Annotated in this window: 21 protein-coding genes; 14 read left to right on the top strand and 7 right to left on the bottom strand. The window is 66.0% G+C overall.

The features are described from left to right. Positions 1-27: 27 nt before the first annotated feature. The 3 genes from C8D95_RS10350 to C8D95_RS10340 are packed head-to-tail and all read right to left on the bottom strand — an operon-like array spanning position 28 to position 2422. On the bottom strand, positions 28-969 hold the full coding sequence (locus C8D95_RS10350) for an OmpA family protein (protein WP_109759113.1): 942 nt from the start codon (positions 967-969) through the stop codon (positions 28-30). Then, positions 966-1694, bottom strand: coding sequence for a GNAT family N-acetyltransferase (locus C8D95_RS10345; RefSeq protein WP_109759112.1), 729 nt, complete (start codon positions 1692-1694; stop codon positions 966-968). The genes C8D95_RS10350 and C8D95_RS10345 overlap by 4 nt, the downstream gene beginning before the upstream one ends. Beyond that, complete coding sequence (locus C8D95_RS10340) at positions 1691-2422, bottom strand: competence/damage-inducible protein A (RefSeq protein ID WP_109759111.1); 732 nt, start codon at positions 2420-2422, stop codon at positions 1691-1693. Before C8D95_RS10340 ends, C8D95_RS10345 begins: the two co-directional genes overlap by 4 nt. Positions 2423-2610: 188 nt before the next feature. Here C8D95_RS10340 and map point away from each other — a divergent pair, with 188 nt between their 5' ends. Genes map through C8D95_RS10315 form a run of 5 tightly spaced genes read left to right on the top strand, consistent with a single transcriptional unit; the run spans position 2611 to position 6000 of the window. Further along, positions 2611-3444 carry a type I methionyl aminopeptidase gene (gene map / locus C8D95_RS10335; protein ID WP_109759110.1) on the top strand — a complete coding sequence of 278 codons (834 nt, stop codon included), beginning with the start codon at positions 2611-2613 and terminating at the stop codon, positions 3442-3444. Between the two features lie 9 nt (positions 3445-3453). Continuing rightward, positions 3454-4290, top strand: coding sequence for a dihydropteroate synthase (gene folP / locus C8D95_RS10330; RefSeq protein ID WP_109759109.1), 837 nt, complete (start codon positions 3454-3456; stop codon positions 4288-4290). Continuing rightward, positions 4287-5135: a 2-amino-4-hydroxy-6-hydroxymethyldihydropteridine diphosphokinase gene (folK, locus tag C8D95_RS10325; RefSeq protein WP_109759108.1), complete on the top strand. Its 849-nt coding sequence runs from the start codon at positions 4287-4289 to the stop codon at positions 5133-5135. Before folP ends, folK begins: the two co-directional genes overlap by 4 nt. Before the next feature lie 33 nt (positions 5136-5168). Next, positions 5169-5516, top strand: coding sequence for an ArsR/SmtB family transcription factor (locus C8D95_RS10320; protein WP_109759107.1), 348 nt, complete (start codon positions 5169-5171; stop codon positions 5514-5516). 13 nt (positions 5517-5529) lie between these two features. Next, complete coding sequence (locus C8D95_RS10315) at positions 5530-6000, top strand: SRPBCC family protein (RefSeq protein ID WP_206508380.1); 471 nt, start codon at positions 5530-5532, stop codon at positions 5998-6000. 46 nt (positions 6001-6046) lie between these two features. Here C8D95_RS10315 and yghX read toward each other — a convergent pair whose 3' ends face one another. Beyond that, positions 6047-6934 carry a YghX family hydrolase gene (yghX, locus tag C8D95_RS10310; protein ID WP_109759105.1) on the bottom strand — a complete coding sequence of 296 codons (888 nt, stop codon included), beginning with the start codon at positions 6932-6934 and terminating at the stop codon, positions 6047-6049. 192 nt (positions 6935-7126) lie between these two features. On the opposite strand from yghX, the gene xdhA reads away from it, so the two are divergent. From xdhA to C8D95_RS10270, 8 genes are all read left to right on the top strand, one after another. Beyond that, the gene (gene xdhA, locus C8D95_RS10305; protein ID WP_109759104.1) at positions 7127-8482 is read left to right on the top strand and encodes a xanthine dehydrogenase small subunit; all 1356 of its coding nucleotides are present in this window, start codon (positions 7127-7129) and stop codon (positions 8480-8482) included. Continuing rightward, positions 8479-10821, top strand: a complete 2343-nt coding sequence (gene xdhB / locus C8D95_RS10300) for a xanthine dehydrogenase molybdopterin binding subunit (RefSeq protein WP_109759103.1) — start codon at positions 8479-8481, stop codon at positions 10819-10821. Before xdhA ends, xdhB begins: the two co-directional genes overlap by 4 nt. A gap of 82 nt (positions 10822-10903) precedes the next feature. Beyond that, positions 10904-11848, top strand: coding sequence for a xanthine dehydrogenase accessory protein XdhC (gene xdhC / locus C8D95_RS10295; RefSeq protein WP_109759102.1), 945 nt, complete (start codon positions 10904-10906; stop codon positions 11846-11848). Beyond that, the gene (locus C8D95_RS10290) at positions 11845-13365 is read left to right on the top strand and encodes an ABC transporter ATP-binding protein (RefSeq protein WP_109759101.1); all 1521 of its coding nucleotides are present in this window, start codon (positions 11845-11847) and stop codon (positions 13363-13365) included. Before xdhC ends, C8D95_RS10290 begins: the two co-directional genes overlap by 4 nt. Positions 13366-13403: 38 nt before the next feature. Further along, positions 13404-14489, top strand: a complete 1086-nt coding sequence (locus C8D95_RS10285) for an ABC transporter permease (RefSeq protein ID WP_109759100.1) — start codon at positions 13404-13406, stop codon at positions 14487-14489. Continuing rightward, positions 14489-15403: an ABC transporter permease gene (locus tag C8D95_RS10280; RefSeq protein ID WP_109759099.1), complete on the top strand. Its 915-nt coding sequence runs from the start codon at positions 14489-14491 to the stop codon at positions 15401-15403. The genes C8D95_RS10285 and C8D95_RS10280 overlap by 1 nt, the downstream gene beginning before the upstream one ends. Positions 15404-15435: 32 nt before the next feature. After that, positions 15436-16515, top strand: a complete 1080-nt coding sequence (locus C8D95_RS10275; protein WP_109759098.1) for a BMP family ABC transporter substrate-binding protein — start codon at positions 15436-15438, stop codon at positions 16513-16515. 64 nt (positions 16516-16579) lie between these two features. Continuing rightward, positions 16580-17503, top strand: coding sequence for an aldo/keto reductase (locus C8D95_RS10270; protein ID WP_109759097.1), 924 nt, complete (start codon positions 16580-16582; stop codon positions 17501-17503). 3 nt (positions 17504-17506) lie between these two features. On the opposite strand, the gene C8D95_RS10265 is transcribed toward C8D95_RS10270, so the two are convergent. From C8D95_RS10265 to C8D95_RS10255, 3 genes are all read right to left on the bottom strand, one after another. Continuing rightward, entirely contained in the window at positions 17507-18133 is a 627-nt protein-coding gene (locus C8D95_RS10265) for a Hint domain-containing protein (RefSeq protein WP_164721776.1), read from the bottom strand. A gap of 237 nt (positions 18134-18370) precedes the next feature. Next, positions 18371-19093: an orotidine-5'-phosphate decarboxylase gene (pyrF, locus tag C8D95_RS10260; RefSeq protein WP_109759095.1), complete on the bottom strand. Its 723-nt coding sequence runs from the start codon at positions 19091-19093 to the stop codon at positions 18371-18373. Between the two features lie 58 nt (positions 19094-19151). Further along, positions 19152-19397 carry a hypothetical protein gene (locus C8D95_RS10255; RefSeq protein WP_109759094.1) on the bottom strand — a complete coding sequence of 82 codons (246 nt, stop codon included), beginning with the start codon at positions 19395-19397 and terminating at the stop codon, positions 19152-19154. Positions 19398-19567: 170 nt separating this feature from the next. Here C8D95_RS10255 and clpB point away from each other — a divergent pair, with 170 nt between their 5' ends. After that, on the top strand, positions 19568-22183 hold the full coding sequence (clpB, locus tag C8D95_RS10250) for an ATP-dependent chaperone ClpB (RefSeq protein WP_109759093.1): 2616 nt from the start codon (positions 19568-19570) through the stop codon (positions 22181-22183). Positions 22184-22369 lie beyond the last annotated feature (186 nt).

Raw genomic sequence — 22369 nt, 5'->3', positions numbered from 1 at the left:
TGGGGCGCCCTTGCGGCGCCCCACTTTTCATTGCTCGAGGGACAGGAGCACGACTTCAACCCGCCGGTTCGCGGCGCGCCCCTCGGCGGTGAGATTGGATGACAGCGGCGCCAGATACCCCGCGCCCGCCGCCTGCACCTGCGTCGCATCGGTGCCGTATCGCTGCCTCAGACGGTCGGCGACGGCCTCGGCGCGGCGTTGCGACAGCGAGGTATTCGCGGCGAGTGAACCCACGGCATCGGTGTGGCCCACGAGGACGATGCGGGCCGAAGGATTGGCGTCGAGCCAGTCGGCGAGTGCGGTGAGCGAGGCATAGGCCTCGTCGTCCAGCGTGGCCGCACCCGTGCCGAACTGGAGGTCCGCGAGGACGGCGCGGCCGGTGCTCGTCATGGTCTCGAGGATGTCCGGAACGTCACTGATATTGGGACTTTCGGCTAGTTCGACTTCGGTCTCGGGTGGCATGGGATCGACGGCGATGTCGCGAAGCTCGCTGTCCGACACCTCGGTGACATGGACGAAGCCGGTACGCCCTGCCGAGGAGGCAACCATCGCCACGCTGTGCGGGTCACCGCCGGGTTTGCGCATGAGGATGTAGCGATAGTCGCCCAGATCGACGTGCATGTCGGGCTCGCCGATCAGGTCAAGCTGGAAACGGAAATCGAAGCCGCCGCACTGGGCGTCGGCGCAGGAGAAGACCTGGGTGTAGCCGTCCTGCCCGAGCGCGTCCCGCATGGGGGCGATGAGCTGAAGGGTCGTGAACCCTGCTTCGGGAACGACGAAGACCGACCGGCGAATGGCGCCCTCGGTCGCAGGGACTGCGGCGCCGGGCGCCCAGGGCGCCTCGGGCAGGCGGACGGTGCCGGCGGGCGTGGAGTCGGTCGCGGTCATCGAGGCGGAGGGCAGGTCGAGTTCGGCCGCGAAGGCGGGCCACGCGCAGAGGAGTGCCGTCACGACTGCCGCGCGGATCACGGCCCGACCCCTGGCGCGAGGCGATAATGATAGGTGGCGGCCTCTGTCATGCCAAGGCCGCGATAAAGTGCGTTGGCGCCTTCGTTCGCTCGGGTAACGGCCAGGGCCAGCCATTCGGCCCCGTTGTCGGCGGCCCACTGCGAGGCCGCCTTCATGGCGCGTCGCGCGACGCCGCTCCGCCGTTCGGAGGGGACGACTTCGAGCGCGTGGATCATGGCGATGGCGCCGTCGGCGGCCACGAATGCGACGCCCGCGGGCGTGTCCTTGTGGCGGGCGAGAAGGGCGCAGCGAGGGCCAGCGGCGCGCTCCATCACGGCGATCCGGCTAGGGCCGATGCCGGCCATCTGCCAGAGATCGCGCTGAATGGCGAGCATGGGCCAGGTCGGCACGATGGCGGTCATCGGCTGGGGATCGGCAAGGGCTGCGACGGGGAAGAGGTACATGACGACGGGATCGACGACGGAGTATTCCCGCGCATCCAGCCAGTGGTCGAGGTCGGCATCCTGTTGACGGATCATGAAGAGGGGTTGCTGACCGAGGGTGGTCATTCCGGCCTCGGCGGTCGCGATATCTGTCTCTGTTACGGGGATATTCGCGGTGGCGGCCGAGACGCGCTTGCCGCCACCCCGGCCCTCGCGCAGCGTCCAGGGTCCGTCCGTTATGAGCCGGGCGGGGGGCCAGGTGGCATCCAGGGCCGCGAAGAGGCGCCGGGAGTCGGGGGTCATGCGGCGACGCCGGGGAAGAGGCGGCGCAGATCGGCCTCGGCAGCGGCGAGGCGGTCGCCGTCGGTGCCCCGGATCACGATGTTGGTGCCGTATCGACCGTCGCGCTGGAACGGGTAGGAGCCGAAAGCGAGGTCGTCAAAGCGGGCGGCGAGATCGCCCAGCGGCGCCGCGACGTCGCCTTCGCCGCGGTCGATGCGGACGGTGACCGAGCGCAGGGGCTCGCCGCCGGTGAGTGTCGGCAGAAGGCTTGCGACCATGGCGGTGAAGATCGACGGCACGCCCGCCATGACGTGGACGTTGCCGAGCGAGAATCCGGGCGCCACGGAGACCGGGTTGTCGATCAGCGTCGCGCCGTCGGGAATGCGGGCCATGCGCATCCGCGCGGCAGTGAACTCCAGTCCCTGCCGGTCGTAGTGGGCGGCGAGGAGCGCTCGCGCGTCCTCGCGCACGTCGATCCGGGCCGCCATCGCCTCGGCCACGCAGTCGGCGGTGATGTCGTCGTGCGTCGGGCCGATCCCGCCCGAGGTGAAGACGTGGTCGAAGGCCGCGGACAGGGCGCGCAGGGCGGCGACGATGGCGGGCCGGTCGTCGGCCACGACGCGCACCTCGCGCAGGTCTATGCCGACCTCGGTCAGGCGGCCCGCAAGGTGGTGCATGTTTGCGTCGCGGGTGCGGCCGGACAGGATTTCGTCTCCGATCACCAGCATGGCGGCGGTGGGATTGGCCATTGTCGTTCCTTGTCCCCTTTGACCTGTGGGTATAGGGCCCGGGCCATGCGCTTTCAAACGGCTTTGGTCCCGGCGCGGCCTGCGCGCGCGTCCTTGAGGCGTCGTCCTGTGTGATGGGCCCAAGGCTGTCGATGCTGGCACTTTTCGCCTGAACGGCCTATATGCCGTTTGAAGGAAAGGAACGACCCGTGGACGATCACAGAGACGGCCGTCTGACGAAAGACGGCATCCGCATCTACGAGGCGGACGCCTTTGCGGGGATGACCCGCGCGGGTGCCCTCGCTGCGCGCATCCTCGACGATGTGGCGGACATGATCGAACCGGGCGTCACCACGGCCGAGATCAACGCCGCCATCGAACGGATGGTCAACGAGGCGGGCGCGACAAGCGCCACCATCGGATACAAGGGTTACGAGCACGCGAGCTGCATCAGCGTGAACCATGTCGTCTGCCACGGCATCCCCGGCGGCAAGATCCCCGGCCGCTCGAGCGACGCGCTGAAGGATGGCGATATCCTGAATGTGGACGTGACGGTGATCGTCGACGGCTGGTTCGGCGACACCAGCCGGATGTACGTCGCGGGCAAGCTGAAGCCTTTCGCCGAGCGGCTGATCCAGGTGACCTACGACGCGCTGATGGTGGGGGTCGAGGCGGTGAAGCCGGGCAACACCTTCGGCGATATCGGCCATGCCATCCAGACCTATGTCGAGGCCCACAAGATGAGCGTGGTGCGCGATTTCTGCGGCCACGGGCTGGGGCGGGTGTTCCATGCGCCGCCGAACGTGCTGCATTATGGGCGCCCGGGCACGGGGGCCACGCTGGAGCCGGGGATGATCTTCACCATCGAACCGATGGTGAACCTCGGTCGGCCCGAGACGCGGGTGCTGGCCGACGACTGGACCGCCATCACGCGGGACAAGTCGCTGTCGGCGCAGTTCGAGCATTCGGTCGGGGTGACGGACGACGGGGTCGAGATCTTTACCCTGTCGCCGGGCGGCCGCTTTCATCCGACCTGGGCCTGATCGCCCGCAATGACCCCCTTCCCGCAAAGGCGCGACGCGGTCCTGGCCGCGATGGCCGGGCGTCCCCTTGTCATGGGCATCCTGAACGTGACGCCGGACAGCTTTTCGGACGGCGGGCGGTTCGAGGGCTTCGACGAGGCCTTGGCCCAGGCGGCGCGGATGGAGGCCGAAGGGGCCGACATCCTGGACATCGGAGGCGAGTCGACGCGGCCCGGCTCGGACGCTGTCTCGGCTGACGAGGAAATGGCGCGGGTGATGCCGGTGGTCGAGGCGGTGGCGGCGCGGTCGAACGTGGCGGTGTCGATCGACACCTACAAGGCGTCGGTGGCGCGGGCGGCCGTGGCGGCGGGGGCGGTGATCGTCAACGACGTCTGGGGCTGTCAGCGCGACGCAGGCATGGCCGACGCGATGGCCGAGACGGGTGCGATCGTTGTCCTCATGTACAACCGTTTGGACGTCGATCCGGACAGGGACGTGATGGCGGACATGCGAATGTTCCTCGACCGGTCGATGGACCTGGCGACGCGGGCCGGCGTCTTGCCCGAGCGCATCCTGGTCGATCCGGGTATAGGTTTCGGCAAGACGCCCGCGCAAAGCCTGACCTGCCTCAACCGGCTGGATGAGCTCGGCGCGTGGTATGGGCGTCCGGTTCTGCTGGGTCTCTCGCGCAAGAAGTTCATCGGGCATGTTCTTGCCGCCGAGGTCGACGCGCGGCTGACGGGAACGCTGGTTGCGAATACGCTGGGCCTTGCGAAGGGCGCACGCGTCATCCGGGTTCACGATGTCGCCCCACATGTCGAGGCGGTCAGAATGGTGCAGGCGACGTTTCAGGAGGGCAGGGCATGAACGACACGATCTTCGTGACGAACCTCTGCATCGTCGGACGGCATGGCGTGAACGAGGAGGAGCGTATCCTCGGCCAGCGGTTCTTCCTCGACATCGAGGTGAAGACCGATGCCCGGCGAGCGTCCGAGCACGACGACTATCGCGAGGCGATCTGCTACGCGACGCTGTGCGAACTGGCGCAGACGGTGTCTGACAAAGGGCCTTACCGCCTGATCGAGACCTTCGCCGAGCGTGTCATCGCTGAAATCCTGGCGCGGTTCGACGCGGCGACGGCTGTCTTGGTGCGGATCCGGAAGCCGGGCGCACCCATCTCGGCAAGCTTCGATACCGTCGGCGTCGAGCTGACGCGGTTGCGGCAAAGGACGGTGGGATTCGCGCTGGGCAGCAACGTGGGCGAGAAGTCTTCGCAGATCCGGGCGGCTCTGGCGTTTCTCGAAGCGGTGGAGGGGATGGAGATCCAGAAGGTGTCGTCCTTCTACAAGACGGCGCCCTGGGGCAAGGAAGACCAGGATTGGTTCGTCAACGCCTGCGCGGTGGGGCAGACCAGCCTGACGCCGCACCAAGCGCTGCGGGCCGCGAAGGAGATAGAGGTCCAACTGGGCCGTACGCCGGGCGAGCGATGGGGTCCGCGCCTGATCGACGTGGACCTGCTGTTTCTGGGTGAGGAGGAGTTCGCTTCGCCCGCGCTGACGCTGCCGCATCCCGAGATGTTCAACCGCGCCTTCGTCATGGTGCCGCTGGCCGAGATCGCGGGCGATAGGAAAGTGGCGGGGCGCCGCATTGGCGATGTCACGGCCGGGTTGACGCTCGCGCCCGAAGAGGTCGAGCCTTACGCGGTGCCTTGACGCGGCGATGGGAGACGCCTAAAGGTTAGCCAAATGGCTAACCAAGTTGATGCATACTTTTCCGCCTTGGGCGATCCGACCCGTCGCGCGGTTATCGAGCGACTGGCGCGGGCCTCGGCCAGCGTCAGCGAGTTGCACGCGCCCCATGACATGGCGCTGCCGACCTTCCTGAAGCACCTCAAGGTGCTGGAGAAGGCAGGTCTGGTTCGTACCGAGAAAAGCGGACGCGTCCGGACCGTGCATATCGAAGCCGCGACACTGGCGCGTGCCGAGGACTGGCTTTCGCGCCAGCGCGCTCTCTGGGAAGCCCGAACCGACCGCCTGACCGAACTGGCCGAGAGGCTGGAACGCGAGGGCGATAATCCCAATGACAGTCACTGAAAGGAGTTTTCCCGTGACCGACTTCAATCCAGAGCTGGACCTTTACATCGAGCGCCACATCAAGGCGAAACCCGAAACCGTCTGGCGCTGCTGGACCGACCCGAAGCTTTTCGCGGAATGGTTCGCGCCCAAGCCCGTCAAGATCACCGACATCGAGTACGAGTTCCGGCCGGGCGGCAAGGCGAACCTGACGATGACGCTGCCGGACGGGACGGTCATGCCGCTTGAAGGCTGCGTGCTGGAAGTCGAGCCGGCGCGTCGGCTGGTGACCACGGATGCTCTGGGGAGTGGGTATCGTCCGCGTGGCGAGCCGTTCCTGACCGCCATCATCGAGTTCGAGCCAAAGGACGGCGGCACGCTTTACAAGGCGACCGCGCTGCACAGTTCGGAGGAAATCCGGAAACGGCACGAGGAGATGGGCTTCCAGGACGGGTGGGGCACGACGCTGCGGCAACTGGACGAGTTGGCGACGTCTCTGACGTGACAAGCCGAAGGGCGCGGACCGCGATCCGCGCCCCCCGTTCTGCCCCTCAGACCAGGTGCTGGTTGAACCAGGCTATGGTGCGGTCCCAGGCCAGTTTCGCCGCAGCCTCGTCGTAGCGCGGCGTCGAATCGTTGTGGAAGCCGTGGTTCACACCCTCGTAGATGTAGGCTTCATAGACTTTGCCGTGTTCCTTCAGCGCCGCCTCGTAGGCCGGCCAGCCTTCGTTGATACGCTCGTCCAGTCCTGCATAGTGGAGGAGGAGCGGCGCCTGGATCTTCGGGACATCCGCGGCGTTCGCCTGGCGGCCGTAGAAGGGCACGCTGGCAGACATTTCGGGGAAGGCCACAGCAAGCGCGTTGCAGACGCCACCGCCATAGCAGAACCCGACCGCGCCGCATTTCCCCGTGGAATCGTCACGGGCCAGCAGGTGGTCGAAGCCGTTGAAGAAGTCGTTCATCAACTGCTCGCCGTCGACGGTCTGCTGCAGATCGCGGCCCTCGGCATCGTTGCCGGGATAGCCGCCGACCGAGGTCAGCCCGTCGGGGGCAAGCGCCATGAACCCGGCCTTGGCGACGCGGCGGGCGACATCCTCGATGTAGGGATTGAGACCCCGGTTCTCGTGCACGACGAGGACCGCCGGCAGCTTGGCCGGGGCGTTCGCGGGCTTCACGAGATAGCCGCGCACGTCGCCGGTGCCGTTGGGCGAAGGATAGGTGACGTACTCCGGCACGATGGTCTCGTCGTTGAAGTTGACCTGCTGCGCCATCGCATAGTTGGGACTGAGCATCTCGAGCAGCGCCAGGGCCGTGACCCCGCCGACCGCATACTTTCCGGCGCGGTCGAGGAACTCGCGCTTGGTGATCTTTCCGTGGGCGTAGAAGTCGTAGAGGTCCAGTAGGTCCTGGTCGAAGTCCTTGGCCGTCATCCGCGTCATGCGATTCCCTCCGCTAGTTTTGCAGCCGAAAGGCTTGCACGTCGAACGACGCCCCAAGGGTCACAGAGGCGTGATGGGCTTGCCAAGGGCGACTTTCCGCGCTTTCATCGCAAGCAACAGGGACTTCGCGCGTTCTCTACGCCGCATCGACGGCGCGCGGCACGGACTTCGGGTAAGGCGGCGGGATTTCACATGCAGGTCAGGTTTCTTCTCAACGGGGAAACTGTTGAGGTCGACGCGCCGCCGACGCGGACGCTTCTCGACTGGCTGCGCGAGGAGCGCGGTCTCACGGGCACGAAGGAAGGATGCAACGAAGGCGACTGCGGCGCCTGCACCGTGATGGTGACGGACGAGGCGGGTGCGCGTGCGCTGAACGCCTGCATCCTGTTCCTGCCTCAAGTCCACGGTCGCGCGGTGCGGACGGTCGAGGGTGTGTCGGGACCGGAGGGCGCGCTGCACCCAGTGCAGCAGGCGATGATCGATCACCACGGCAGCCAGTGCGGATTCTGCACGCCGGGTTTTGTCGTTTCGATGGCGGTGGGACACATGCAGGGGCGGCGCGACCACGACGATGTGGTGGCGGGCAACCTGTGCCGCTGTACGGGGTATGCCCCCATCGTTCGTGCGGCGGAGGCGGCGGCAAAGGCGAAGGTGCCCGCATGGATGTCGGACGAAGTGCCAGCATCAGAGACAGTTTCATACGCACCCGAGACGTCGGACGAGCTTGCGGCGTGGTATCAGGCGCATCCCGACGGGACCCTGATTGCAGGGGCCACGGATGTGGGTCTGTGGGTGACGAAGGGGCTGCGGGAGCTGCCGGAGGTCGCCTTCCTGAATCGCTGCCGCGATCTTCAGGGCATCGACGACGAGGGCGCGACGCTGCGGATCGGCGCCGGCGTGACGATGGCAGCGCTTCTGCCGGTTCTCGTTCGGCATCATCCATCCTATGCGGAATTGGTGCGACGCTACGGATCCGAACAGGTCAGGCAGGCGGCGACCATCGGGGGGAACATCGCGAACGGCTCGCCCATCGGGGACAACCCTCCGGCCCTTATCGCGCTCGGTGCGACGCTTCATCTTCGGCATGGGTCGGGCCGGCGCGACGTGAAGATCGAGGACTTCTTTCTCGACTACGGCAAGCAGGACCGGCGACCGGGCGAGTTCGTCGAGGCTGTCACGATCTCCAAGAAGGCGACGGCTCTCAGGTGCTACAAGCTGTCGAAGCGGTTCGATCAGGATATCTCGGCCGTCTGCGGCTGTTTCAACGTCGAGGTGGACGGGGAAGTCGTCTCATCGGCGCGCATCGCCTTCGGCGGCATGGCGGGCATTCCCAAGCGAGCAGCCGCAGTCGAGGCGGCATTGGTGGGCCAGCCTTGGGCAAAAGAGACCGTGGAGACGGCATTGGCCCGGTTCAGTGACGATTTCCAGCCGATGTCGGACATGCGCGCCTCGGCCGGGTATCGGCTGGAGACGGCGCGGAACATGCTGGTCCGCTACTTCCACGACATGGCGGGCGAGACCGTCAGCGTGCGCGAGGTGCGGGCATGAGTGTCGCGAAACCCCTGCCGCACGATGCGGCGCCCCTGCATGTCACGGGGCAGGCACGCTATGTCGATGACATCCCGCTGCCGAAGGGTGCGTTGCACCTGGCATTTGGCATGAGCGAAGAGGCGCATGGGCGGCTTCTGGCGCTGGACCTCGAGGCGGTGAAGACCGCGCCGGGGGTGGTCGCGGTGCTTGCGGCTGGAGATCTGCCTTTCGCCAACGACGTTTCGCCCTCGCCCTCGCCCGAACCGCTGCTGGCGACGGACACCGTCGAGTATATCGGGCAACCGCTGTTCCTCGTCATCGCCGAGAGCCATCTGGCGGCGCGTCGGGCCGCGCGTCTGGGTCTGGCGGAGATCGCGCCCCTGCCGGCCATCCTGACGATCGATGACGCCATTGCGGCGGACAGCAGGTTCGAGGACGGACCGCGTCTTTACCAGAAAGGCGATGCTGCACGGGCCATCGCAGAGGCCGAGCGCCGTCTGGAAGGCTCGCTGGAGATCGGCGGACAAGAGCACTTCTACCTGGAAGGTCAGGCCGCCGTCGCGCTGCCGCAGGAAGGCGGCGACATGGTCGTCCATTCCTCGACCCAGCATCCGACCGAGATTCAGCACAAGGTGGCCGAGGCCATTGGGCGGCACATGAATTCCGTCCGGGTCGAGGTCCGTCGCATGGGCGGCGGATTCGGCGGGAAAGAGAGCCAGGGCAACGCGCTGGCCGTCTCCTGTGCGATTGGAGCGAGACTGACGGGGCTACCCTGTTCGATGCGCTACGACCGTGACGACGACATGACGATCACCGGCAAGCGCCACGATTTCCGTATCGACTATCGTGTGGGCTTCGACGGCAAGGGACGGATTGCGGGCGTCGAGTTCGTGCAGTTCTGCCGCTGCGGTTGGTCGATGGACCTGTCGCTGCCTGTGGCCGACCGGGCGATGCTCCACGCCGACAACGCCTATGACATCCCCCACATGCGCGTGGAATCTCATCGACTGAAGACCAATACCCAATCCGCCACGGCCTTCCGGGGGTTCGGCGGTCCGCAGGGAATGCTGGGCATCGAGCGCGTGCTGGATCACGTCGCCCATTCCGTGGGTCGCGATCCGGCCGAGGTTCGCACGCTGAATTTCTACCGCGACGTGGCGGTCAGGAGCGCAGGCTCGGGCAAGCGGTTCGGTGGCGCGCATTCGCCAATACGCGCCGAGTTCGAGACGCAGACGACGCACTATGGAATGCCGGTGGAGGATTTTATCCTGAACGGCATGGTCGAACGGCTTCGGGAAACCAGTGACTATTCCAGCCGAAAAGCGGCGATTTCGAAATGGAACGCGTCCAACGCGCTTCTGAAGAAGGGGATTTCGCTGACGCCGGTCAAGTTCGGGATCAGCTTCACGCTGACTCATCTCAACCAGGCCGGCGCACTGGTTCACGTCTACCAGGACAGCTCTATCCACCTGAACCACGGTGGCACCGAGATGGGCCAGGGCTTGTTCCAGAAGGTCGCCCAGGTCGCCGCGAGCCGGTTCGGCGTCGGACCCGAACGCGTCAAGATCACGGCCACGGACACCGGGAAGGTGCCGAACACCAGCGCCACGGCGGCGTCCTCGGGATCGGACCTGAACGGCATGGCGGTGCAGGTCGCCTGCGACGCCATCCGCGACCGCCTTGCCGTCTTTGTGGCCGAGCGGGCCCAGGCCGATCCCGGGTCGGTGCGCTTCGAGGACAACGAAGTGCATGTGGGCAGCGAGCGCATCCCCTTCGAGAAGGTCGTGCTGGATGCCTATCAGGCGCGCGTCAGCCTGTCGTCGACGGGATTCTACGCCACGCCCAAGGTGCAGTGGGACCGGATCAAGGGCCAAGGCAGGCCGTTCTTCTATTTCGCCTACGGTGCCGCCGTGAGCGAGGTCGTCATCGACACGCTGACGGGTGAGTACCGAATCCTGCGGACGGATATCTTGCATGACTGCGGAACGTCGCTGAACCCGGCCATCGACATCGGGCAGATCGAGGGCGGCTATGTCCAGGGCGCGGGATGGCTGACGACCGAGGAGCTGGTCTGGGACGACAAGGGGCGGCTGCGGACGCACGCGCCGTCGACCTACAAGATCCCCGCGTGTTCCGACCGGCCCGAAGTCTTCAACGCGGCGCTGTGGGACGGCGCGAACCGCGAAGAGACGGTGTACCGCTCGAAGGCGGTGGGAGAGCCTCCGCTGATGCTGGGGATCTCCGCGTTTCTCGCGCTGTCCGACGCTGTGGCGTCCTGCGGTTCGGGCTATCCCGCCTTGCGGGCGCCGGCGACGCCCGAGGCGGTGCTGGCCGCCGTTCGCAGGGTGCAGGCATGAGGTGCGTCGCCGTCGGCGCCGTGTCGGGCGAGGGGCTCTGCCCCTCGCGCTCCCCGGAGTATTTCCGCCAAGAAGACTGCCGATGAGTTTCGCCGTCGAGGATATCCGGCGCCTGGCGCCCGTCGCACGGATTGTCGTCGCAGAGACGAAGGGTTCCGTGCCGCGCGAGGCGGGGGCGGCGATGCTGGTGACGGCCGGGTCGACCTCGGGGACGATCGGCGGCGGGACCCTGGAGTTCGAGGCCATCCGACGCGCCCGAGAGGCGCTGGCGGTGGGGCGCGACAGGTTCGACCGGGTGCCGCTCGGGCCCGCGCTGGGACAGTGCTGCGGCGGGGCGGTGAGTCTGCTGACCGAGGTCTGGGACGAAGCGCGGCTGGCGGGACTCGGCGGCGAGGTCGTCGCGCGGCCGATTCCGGGGGCTTCGGGCGAGATGCCGCTGGCGGTCCGCGCCATTCTCGCAGACGTGCGTGGATCGGGTCTGCTGCCCAAGCCCGGTCTCTTGTCCGGCTGGATGATCGAGCCTGTGTCGCGCCCGTCCCGCGAGGTCTGGATCTGGGGCGCAGGGCATGTCGGGCGGGCGCTGGTGTCGGTCCTGTCACCCTTGCCGGGCCTGCGCCTGTGTTGGGCGGACAGCGGGCGCGATCGCTTCCCTGAGGACGTCCCTGCCGGTGTCGAGACCCTTGTCGCGGAAAATCCTGCCGAGTTAGTGACGTTATCCGGACCTCGTGCGGAGCACTTCGTCCTGACTTATTCCCACGCGCTTGACCTGGAACTCTGCCACCGCATCCTGTCGCGGCCCTTCGGCGCGCTCGGCCTGATCGGGTCGGCGACCAAGCGCGCGCGGTTCCGGTCGCGTCTTGCGGCGCTCGGTCATCCCGACGCCACGATATCGCGCATGGTCTGTCCTATCGGGGATCCTGCGCTGGGCAAGCATCCGCAGGCAATTGCCTTGGGCGTTGCGACGCGCATACTGGCGGAAGGGACACGGGGGACGGACATGACGGCTCGGACCGGAGCGGGCGCGTGAGCGCGGGGCCTCTTCTTGAGGTCAGCGGCCTGCGCAAGACCTATCCCGGTGTCGTGGCGAACGACGACGTCAGCTTCTCCGTCGGTCCAGGAGAGGTGCATGCCCTTCTGGGTGAGAACGGTGCCGGCAAGTCGACACTGGTGAAGATGGTCTATGGACTCGTGCGGCCCGACGAGGGACGCATGACCTTCGCCGGGCAGCCCTATGCGCCGTCCAGCCCGCACGAGGCGCGCTCGACGGGCGTGGCCATGGTTTTCCAGCACTTCAGCCTCTTCGAAGCGCTGGATGTCGCCGAGAACGTCGCGCTGGGGATGGAGACGCCGCCGCCGATGCGAACGCTCGCCGCGTCGATCCGCGAGGTCAGCGAGACCTACGGTCTGCCGCTGGACCCGTCGCGTCTGGTGGGCGATCTGTCGGCGGGCGAGCGGCAACGGGTCGAGATCATTCGCTGCCTGTTGCAGGATCCGAAGCTTCTGATCATGGACGAGCCGACCAGCGTGCTGACACCGCAGGAGGTCGGCATCCTGTTCGACACCCTGCGGAAGCTGCAGTCCGAAGGCACGTCGATCCTCTATATCAGTCACAAACTCGAGGAAATTCGGTCACTTTGCCAAGGCGCGACGGTCCTTCGCCTGGGCCGCGTCGTTGGCTCCTGCGATCCGCGCGAGAAGTCGGCGCGCGAGTTGGCCGAATTGATGGTGGGCACCGAGCTTACGGCGCCCGCCGTCCGGGCGGGGGCGCCGGGCCCGGTGGCGCTGAAGGTCGACAAGCTGTCGGTGGCCTCGCCGTCGGAATTCGGGACCGCCCTGCGGGAGGTGTCCTTCGAGGTGCGCGAGGGCGAGATCCTGGGGATCGGCGGCGTCGCGGGCAACGGGCAGGATGAGCTTCTGGGTGCCTTGTCGGGTGAAATCGGCACGGCACCGGGTGCCGTTGCGCTTAAGGGGCGCGACATCGGTGCACTTGGCCCCAACGCCCGCAGACGGTTGGGACTTCTGGCCGCGCCCGAGGAACGTCTGGGTCACGCGGCGGCGCCGGACATGAGCCTTGTGGAGAACGGCGTGCTGTCCGCTTGGGTGCGCAAGGACCTGGTCTCACGAGGGTTCGTGGATTGGAAACGGGCGCGGCGCTACGCCGAGGAGGTCATTGCAGCCTTCGACGTCAGGACGCCGGGGCCGGACAACGCGGCGCGGTCGCTGTCGGGCGGGAACCTCCAGAAGTTCGTGGTGGGGCGCGAAATACTTCAGAAGCCCGAGGTTCTGGTCATCAACCAACCCACGTGGGGCGTCGATGCAAGTGCGGCCGCGGCCATCCGGCAGGCGCTTCTGGACCTAGCGGGAGAAGGAGCGGCGGTCGTGGTCATCAGCCAGGACCTAGACGAGCTCATGGAGATCGCGGGGCGCTTTGCCGCCTTGAACGAAGGGCGGCTGAGCGCCGCGCGGCTGACCGAGGCGCTGACGATGGAAGAGATCGGCCTGATGATGGGCGGCGCGCACGGGATGGAGGTGGCGCATGTGTAGGCGCTGCGCGCTGCGTACCCGGAAAGAGAAGACGCGCCATGATCCGGCTTGAGAAGCGTCCCACGCCCTCGCGGGTCTGGGCCTGGGCGACGCCGGTGGTGGCGGTCCTGGCGACGATGGTCGCGGGCGGGATCATGTTCGCCGCTCTCGGCAAGAACCCGGTCGAGGCGATCCGCACGATCTTCTGGGATCCGATCCTGGGTGAATACGCCTTCTACTATCGAGGCCAGCTTCTGGTGAAGGCCGGACCGCTGATCCTGATCGCCGTGGGCCTCAGCCTGGGGTTCCGGGCGGGCATCTGGAACATCGGAGCCGAGGGGCAGTACATCATCGGCGCGATCTGCGGGGCGGCGGTGGGACTTGCGCTCTATCCGCTCGAGGCGCGGTGGCTGGTGTTTCCGCTGATGATCGCCGCGGGCGCGTTGGGAGGGCTCCTCTGGGCGATGATTCCCGGCGTGCTGAAGACGAGGTTCAACACCAACGAGATCCTCGTGTCGCTGCTTCTGGTCTATGTCGCCGAGCAGATCCTCGCCTGGATGGCGCTGGGGCCGCTGCGCAACCCGGACGGGTCGGGCTTTCCCGGATCGCGGAACCTGCGGCAGTACGAGGCGGCGGCGAACAACGAGCTGATTGCAGGATCGGGGATGCACTGGGGGGTGGTGGCGGCGCTGATCGCGGTGATCTTCGCCTACATCCTTCTGTCCCGGCACCTCATGGGCTTCCACATCCGGCTTGCGGGGCAGAGCCCGCGGGCGGCGAGGTTCGCGGGCGTGAACCCCGAGCGGCTCATCCTGTTCTGCCTCGGGATCTCCGGGGCGCTGGCGGGCCTCGCAGGGCTTTTCGAGGTCGCGGGACCGGCGGGGCAGATCAGCATCGACTTCAACACGGGCTACGGCTTCACGGCGATCATCGTGGCGTTCCTGGGCCGCCTGCATCCTATCGGCATCCTGCTCGCGGGTCTCCTGATGGCGCTGACCTATATCGGTGGTGAGGCGGCACAGGCGACGATGGGCCTGCCGGCGGCGGCGATCCAGGCGTTCCAAGGGATGCTTCTGTTCTTCCTTCTCGGGTTCGATGTGCTGACGAGCTTCCGGGTCCGTTTGGGCAGGGAGGCGCACGCCTGATGTTCGGCTCCATCGATCCTCTTGTCCTGATCGCCTCGCTGATGGTCGCATCGACGCCGATCCTTCTTGCCGCAATGGGCGAGCTTGTGACCGAGAAGTCGGGCGTCCTGAACCTGGGCGTCGAAGGCATGATGATCGTGGGCGCGGTGGCAGGTTTCATCACGGCGGTCGAGACCGGCTCTCCTGCCCTGGGGTTCATCGCGGCGGCGGTCGGCGCGGCGATCCTGTCGGCGCTCTTCGCCGTGCTTACGCTGGTGTTCCTGTCGAACCAGGTGGCGACGGGTCTGGGCCTGACCCTGTTCGGCCTCGGCGTGTCGTCGTTGATGGGGCAGGGATACAACGGGGTACGCCCGCCCTCGTCGCCAAGAGTGACTATTCCAGGGCTTTCCGACATTCCGGTCTTCGCGTTGCATCCGATGGTCTACATCTCGCTTCTGCTCGTCGTGGCGGTCTGGTGGGTCCTGCGCTCGACCCGCCCAGGGCTGATCCTTCGCGCCGTCGGCGAGAGCCACGACTCGGCCCATGCGCTTGGCTATTCGGTACGCGGTACGCGTTTCGCGGCGGTCCTGTTCGGTGGCGCCTGCGCGGGACTGGGCGGCGCATTCCTGAGCCTTGTCATCGTTCCGCAATGGACCGAGGGCATGACGGCGGGCCGCGGCTGGATCGCCCTTGCCATCGTGGTCTTCGCAAGCTGGCGGGCGTGGCGCGTGCTGCTGGGCGCCTATCTTTTCGGCGGCGTGACGGTGTTGCAGCTAAACCTTCAGGCCGCCGGCGTGGCCATTCCGGTCGAGCTCTTGTCGATGTCGCCGTACCTGATAACCATCGTCGTGCTGGTCATCATTTCGTCCGACCGGCGACGGGCGGCTGCCAACGCGCCCGCGTCGCTCGGGCGATCCTTCCACGCCTCGTCGTGAGGCCAATACAGTTACCAATGGGGAGTTCACCAATGAAGAAACGTACATTCCTGGCTTCGGCCGCTGCTGCAGCGGCGCTGATTGCCGCCAATCCCGCGCTTGCGCAGGACCCGGTCAAGGTCGGGTTCATCTATGTCGGGCCGATCGGCGACGGCGGCTGGACCTACGAGCATGACCAGGCGCGGCTTGCGGTCGAGGAGCATTTCGGCGACCAGGTCGAAACGATCTATCAGGAGAGCGTGCCGGAAGGCGCCGATGCCGAGCGGGCGCTGACGCAGATGGCCTTGCAGGGCGCAGACCTGATCTTCACCACGTCGTTCGGCTACATGGATCCGACGATCAACGTCGCGGCCAAGTTCCCGGACGTGAAGTTCGAACATGCGACGGGCTACAAGACCGCCGACAACGTCGGCGTCTATTCGGCGCGGTTCTATGAGGGGCGTGCCGTGCAGGGGCACATCGCGGGCAAGCTGACCCAGTCGAACAAGGTCGGCTATATCGCGTCCTTCCCGATCCCCGAGGTCATCCGTGGCATCAACTCGGCCTACATCCACGCGAAGAAAGCGAACCCGGACGTCGAGTTTGCCATTGTTTGGGCCTATACTTGGTTCGATCCGGCGAAGGAGGCCGACGCGGCCAAGGCGCTGATCGAGCAGGGCGCGGACGTCATCCTTCAGCACACCGACTCCACCGCGCCGCAGGCCGCGGCCGCCGAGGCGGGGAACGTCTATACCTTCGGGCAGGCGTCCGACATGGCGGAATACGCGCCGATGCCGCGCGTGTCGTCCATCATCGACAACTGGGCGCCCTACTACATCGACCGCGTGCAGGCGGTTATCGATGGGACCTGGACCAGCGACAACACCTGGGACGGGATCGGGCCGGGCATGGTGAAGATCGGCGAGATCTCGGACGCTGTTCCGGCCGAGGTGAAGGCCGAAGCGGAAGCTTTGCGCGACAGCATCGCGGCGGGGGAATACCATCCCTTCACCGGTCCGTTGAAGAAGCAGGACGGCAGTGACTGGCTGGCCGAGGGCGAGACGGCGGACGACGGCACGCTCGCGGGGATGAACTTCTACGTCGAGGGGATCACGGGCGAAATCCCGAACTGATCCGCGACAAGAGCTTCAGAAAGGCCGCCTTCGAGGCGGCCTTTCGATTTCAGGGAGAGAGAAGATGCAGACCATCAGCGGCACGCCAATCAGCCGGTTCAGTTTCGGAACGATGCAGTTCGGGGGCAACGCGGACGACGCCGGAAGCGCCGCGATGTACGACGCCTGCCGGGCGGCCGCGATCAACTTCTTCGACACGGCCTACGCCTATACCGGCGGCAAGTCCGAGGAAATTCTCGGGCGTCTTGTGTCCGGGGAGCGGGACGAGGTGTTCGTGGCGACGAAGGCGGGCAACAAGAAGAGCGCCACGCCCGAGGTCATCCACACCGAATTCGCCGAGAGCCGCAGGCGGCTGGGGCTTGAGACCGTCGATCTGTTCTACATCCACCAGTGGGATCCGGTGACGCCTCTCGAGGTCTCGCTTGGATGCATCGCGGAGTACGTCAGGTCGGGTGCGGTCCGATATGTCGGGGTGTCGAACTTTGCGGCATGGCAGGTGATGAAGGCGCGAAGGGTCGCGGCGGACCTTGGGATCGAGGTGGATTTCCTTCAGCCCATGTACAACCTCGTCAAGCGGCAGGCGGAGGTCGAGATCCTGCCGATGGCGATTTCGGAAGGAGTCCGGGTCTGTCCGTATTCACCGCTCGGCGGCGGTCTTTTGACCGGCAAGTACGGTTCGGGCGGCGAAGGGCGAATTCGGACGGACACGCTCTATGCCGCGCGCTACGCTCCCGAATGGATGCACCTCGCGGCAGTGGAGCTTGCCAGGATCGCGGCAGAAGCTGGAGTGCATCCCGCGACGCTGGCCGTTGCCTGGGTCGCGCGACACGCAGGCGTCCTGGGACCGATCGTGTCGGCGCGGTCGGCCGAACAGCTGGCACCGTCGCTGGCTGCCATGAACTTCGAAATGGACGAGGATCTGTACGCTCGACTTTCGGCGCTTACCCCGGCCCCTCCCCCGGCGCATGACCGGCTGGAGGAGGCCTGAGCGTCAGGCGAATTGCGGAGTGTAGGAAACCCGCTCGCGCAGCTTGTAACGCGGGGCTGGGTAATCCTTGAACCGGGGGCCCAGGTCCGGGAAAGCGACGCGAAGCTGCTCTTGCACTGACTTCGCGACGAACCGGAGCGACTCCTGCGACGGAGCAAAGCTTTCGACAGGCAGTCCGTTCGCGGCGAAGACCTGCGCGCTGTCGAAAACGACGTTGTAGTAGGTGACGTCGCCCTGCGGCACATGTGTCTCTGTTCCGGGGAAATCGCGTGCGGCAACGAGGCAGCTCACGTGGTCTTCCTCGTCCTCGAGCCGCCATCCGGGGATCAGCAGACGGTGCGCGCTTCCGACCGACAGGGCCTTCTGAGGCATCATCGGTCCGACGAGGCGGGGCGAAAGCATGACAGGTGCGAGGGAAGGGTCAGCCGCCAGTTCCGCCCCGCTCACGGTCCGTGTCCAGACCAGCCTGACGGGTTGCAGGCCATTGTCGCGCGTGACGATCAAGTCGCCCTTGCGCAAGAACTCGACGTGACGTTCGCCGCAGGGAGTGCGGACATTGGCCCCCGCACAGAGGCCGGTCACACCAGCGGTTGCGACCTGCCCGTCGGTGATCTTCTTGACCATAGTCATCGTTCGGCCTCGTCCACGGTTTGGTTCCGTCCAGTGATCCCAGCCATGCAACGAAATGTGACGGAAATAGGGACCCGCGGTGGTGAATCCGCGCTGAGACCGCATTGTGCAGCGAGACTGTTCGAAAAACGTAAACAGTTATAAGCGTAGCGACTTCGGAGTCGCGCGAGCGGCGACAATGATCGTTCAAAAGAGCGACACAGTGGACGTCTGACGCGACTTCTGGATCGTGGCGCCTCAGCGGTTCGGCTGCATCGCCTGGGGTGCCGACATCTCGGCCAGGATGTCTTGAACGGCTGCGCGAGGCGAGACGGCGCGGTGGATCGGGCGCCCGATGACGACGTGATCCGCGCCCTCGGCGATGGCTTCGGCCGGCGTCATCACGCGCTTCTGGTCGCCCACGTCCGATCCCGCCGGGCGAACTCCGGGCGTCACGATCAGACGTCCGGCGGCCTCCGGTAAGGCGCGAACGCCGCGCGCTTCCAACGGAGAACAGATAACTCCCTGCGCGCCAGCCTCGAGGGCACGGCCCGCGCGCTCGATCACAAGCTCCGGGACAGAACCTTTGCGGATGAGCGCGGCGTCAAGGTCCTGGCGGTCGAGCGAAGTGAGGATGGTCACGGCGAGGATTTTCATGTTCGACCCGGAGGCCCCCTCCCGCGCGGCGCGAACCACGTTCGGGTCGCCGTGGACGGTCAGGAAGTCGAGGTCGAACTGGGCGATACCGCGCACCGCAGCCTCGACGGTGGCCCCGATGTCGAAGAGCTTCATGTCGAGAAAAATGCGCTTGCCGTGATCGGACTTCAACTCGTTGGCGAGGGCGAGGCCTCCCCCCGTCAGCATCCCCAGACCGATCTTGTAGAAGCTGACGCTATCTCCGAGCCGTTCGGCCAAGGCGAGCCCTTGAAGGGCGTCGCCGACATCCAGGGCCACGATCAGCCTGTCGTCCGCCTGAAGCATGGTCGCATCCCCTATCCGATTTCGTGCGGGTTAGACCGCGACGGGCGGGGACGCAAGATCAGGCGGCGATCGAGCCTTCCGCGAGCCGTGAGAGGCGCGATACGAGCGGAGCCCGGTTGCTTTGACGTTTTTCCTTCGCCTGACGGATCAGGGCGGGAACGACGACGGATGCGGGCGCGTCGATCGGGAAGCGCAGGCTGCAAGGGATGCGAATGCCGTCCAGACCTTCGTTGAGGGTGACAAGCGCCTCGAAGGCGCGAGTGGCGGGGTTGTAGACCACCGGTCCGACCTGGGTTGAGTACATAGCCGGGACGCTCCTTGCTTTGCGATCCGATGGGGCAACTCCGATGGTGGAATCCGGTTCCCATGCCCTTGCGCAGACCCCATGCAGATCACAAATGAGACGTGAGGCCCGAGAGGGGCACGCCGCAACGCGGGTGTCGCCACGATAGGGCGCTTTATAAGGAGAGAACGATGGACTTGGAGAAGTTCACGGAACGGTCGCGCGGGTTCCTTCAGGCCGCGCAGACGATAGCCGCCCGGGAAAGCCACCAGAGGCTTTCGCCCGAGCACCTTCTGAAAGCCTTGATGGACGACGAGCAGGGGCTCGCCTCGAACTTGATTCGCCGCGCGGGCGGGTCGCCCGAGCGCGTGTCTGAAGCGGTCGACCTCGCGCTGTCGAAGATTCCCCAGGTGAAGGGCGACGCCGGCCAGACCTACATGGACCAGCAGACGGTCAAGGTTCTGGACGAGGCGGTGAAGATCGCCAAGAAGGCCGGCGACAGCTTCGTCGCCGTCGAGCGGCTTCTGACCGCGCTGGCGGTGGTGAGTTCGAAGGCGAAGGACGCTCTCGACGCCGGCGCCGTCACCGCGATGACGCTGAACACGGCGATCAACGACGTCCGCAAGGGCCGCACCGCCGACAGCGCGTCCGCCGAGGATACATTCGACGCGCTGAAGAAGTACGCCCGCGACCTGACCGAGGCCGCCGAGCAGGGCAAGATCGACCCCATCATCGGACGTGACGAAGAGATCCGGCGGACCATGCAGGTTCTCAGCCGGCGGACGAAGAACAACCCCGTCCTGATCGGCGACCCTGGTGTTGGCAAGACCGCCATCGCCGAGGGCCTGGCGCTTCGCATCGTAAACGGCGACGTGCCGGATTCGCTGCGCAACAAGAGATTGATGGCGCTGGACATGGGCGCGCTGATCGCCGGTGCGAAGTATCGGGGTGAATTCGAGGAGCGTCTGAAAGGCGTTCTGAACGAAGTCACCGCAGCCGCTGGCGAGGTGATCCTGTTCATCGACGAGATGCATACCCTTGTGGGTGCCGGCAAGACCGACGGCGCGATGGATGCCGCGAACCTCATCAAGCCCGCACTGGCGCGGGGCGAGTTGCATTGCGTCGGCGCCACGACGCTGGACGAGTACCGCAAGTACGTCGAGAAGGACGCGGCCCTAGCCCGTCGTTTCCAGCCGCTCCTGGTAAGCGAGCCCACGGTCGAGGATACGATCTCGATCCTGCGCGGTATCAAGGACAAGTACGAGCTGCACCACGACGTGAAGATCTCGGACTCCGCACTTGTTGCCGCCGCGACCCTCTCGCAGCGCTACATCACCGACCGCTTCCTGCCCGACAAGGCCATCGACCTTGTCGACGAGGCGGCGTCGCGGCTGAAGATGGAGCTCGACTCGAAGCCCGAAGAACTGGACCAGCTCGACCGCAACATCCTTCAGATGCAGATCGAGGCCGAAGCGCTGCGCAAGGAAGACGACCGCGCTTCGAAGGATCGGCTCGAGAAGATCGAACGGGAATTGTCGGACCTCCAGGAGCGGTCGTCCGAGATGACCGCCCAGTGGCAAGCCGAGCGCGACAAGATGGCGGATGCCGGACGTGCGCGTGAAGAGCTGGACCGTGCCCGGATCGAACTGGAGCAGGCCAAACGCGAAGGCAACCTCCAGCGGGCGGGCGAACTATCCTATGGGGTAATTCCGGCGCTCGAGAAAAAGCTGGCGGCGGCCGAGGTCGAGGATGCCGACGTTCTGGTCGAGGAATCCGTGCGACCGGAGCATATCGCAGAGGTCGTGGAGCGTTGGACGGGCATTCCCACGTCCAAGATGCTGGAAGGCGAGCGCGACAAGCTTCTCAAGATGGAAGAAGAATTGGGCAAGCGCGTCATCGGTCAGTCGCAGGCGGTCACCGCTGTGGCGAACGCCGTCCGGCGCGCGCGCGCGGGTCTGCAGGATGAGAACCGGCCGCTGGGGTCGTTCCTTTTCCTCGGGCCAACGGGCGTCGGCAAGACCGAGCTGACCAAGGCGCTGGCCGAGTATCTATTCGATGACGACAAGGCGATGGTCCGCATCGACATGTCCGAATTCATGGAAAAGCACTCGGTTTCGAGACTGATCGGCGCCCCTCCGGGCTATGTCGGTTATGACGAGGGCGGCGTGCTGACCGAGGCCGTACGGCGCAGACCGTATCAGGTTGTCCTGTTCGACGAGGTCGAGAAGGCACATCCCGAGGTGTTCAACGTGTTGCTTCAGGTGCTGGACGACGGCGTTCTGACGGATGGTCAGGGCCACAGGGTCGACTTCAAGCAGACGCTGATCATCCTGACCTCGAACCTCGGGTCGCAGGCTTTGAGCCAGCTTCCCGAAGGGGCCGACGCCGCCGCCGCCAAGCGCGATGTGATGGATGCCGTGCGGTCGCACTTCCGGCCCGAGTTCCTGAATCGGCTGGACGACATGATCGTGTTCGACAGGCTCTCGCGTGCGGACATGGACGCCATCGTCGAGATCCAGCTTCGGAGGCTCACGTCGCGTCTGGCAAAGCAGAACGTCGCTCTCGAACTGGATGCGGCGGCGGTGAAATGGCTGGCGGACGAGGGCTATGATCCGGTCTACGGCGCGCGTCCCCTCAAGCGCGTGATCCAGCGCTCGCTACAGAACGAGCTGGCCGAGCTGCTGCTGTCGGGCGACGTGGGCGAGGGCGACACGGTCAAGGTCAGCGCCGGCGTGGACGGGCTGATGATCGGCGATCGGGTCGCGTCGTCCAACCGGACAAAGCCTGCGGACGCAGTCGTCCACTGACGTCTGATTGTTCCTGGAATGGCCCCGCTTACGCGGGGCCATTGGCCCTTACGCAGATACAATTTTGCTTTTTGAATCCTATTGTTGCAGACCCTCGTCCGAACATAGGAGGAAAGCTGCGCATTCGCGCCAAAGTCGCCCTGATGTCCACAAAGTCGCCCCAATCTCTTCACAATCGTGGCGCAC

The sequence above is a fragment of the Silicimonas algicola genome, assembly GCF_003148765.1.
Taxonomy (GTDB): Bacteria; Pseudomonadota; Alphaproteobacteria; order Rhodobacterales; family Rhodobacteraceae; genus Silicimonas; species Silicimonas algicola.
The sequence above is the reverse complement of the archived record's forward strand: the minus strand, read 5'-3'. Positions and strand labels throughout refer to the sequence as shown.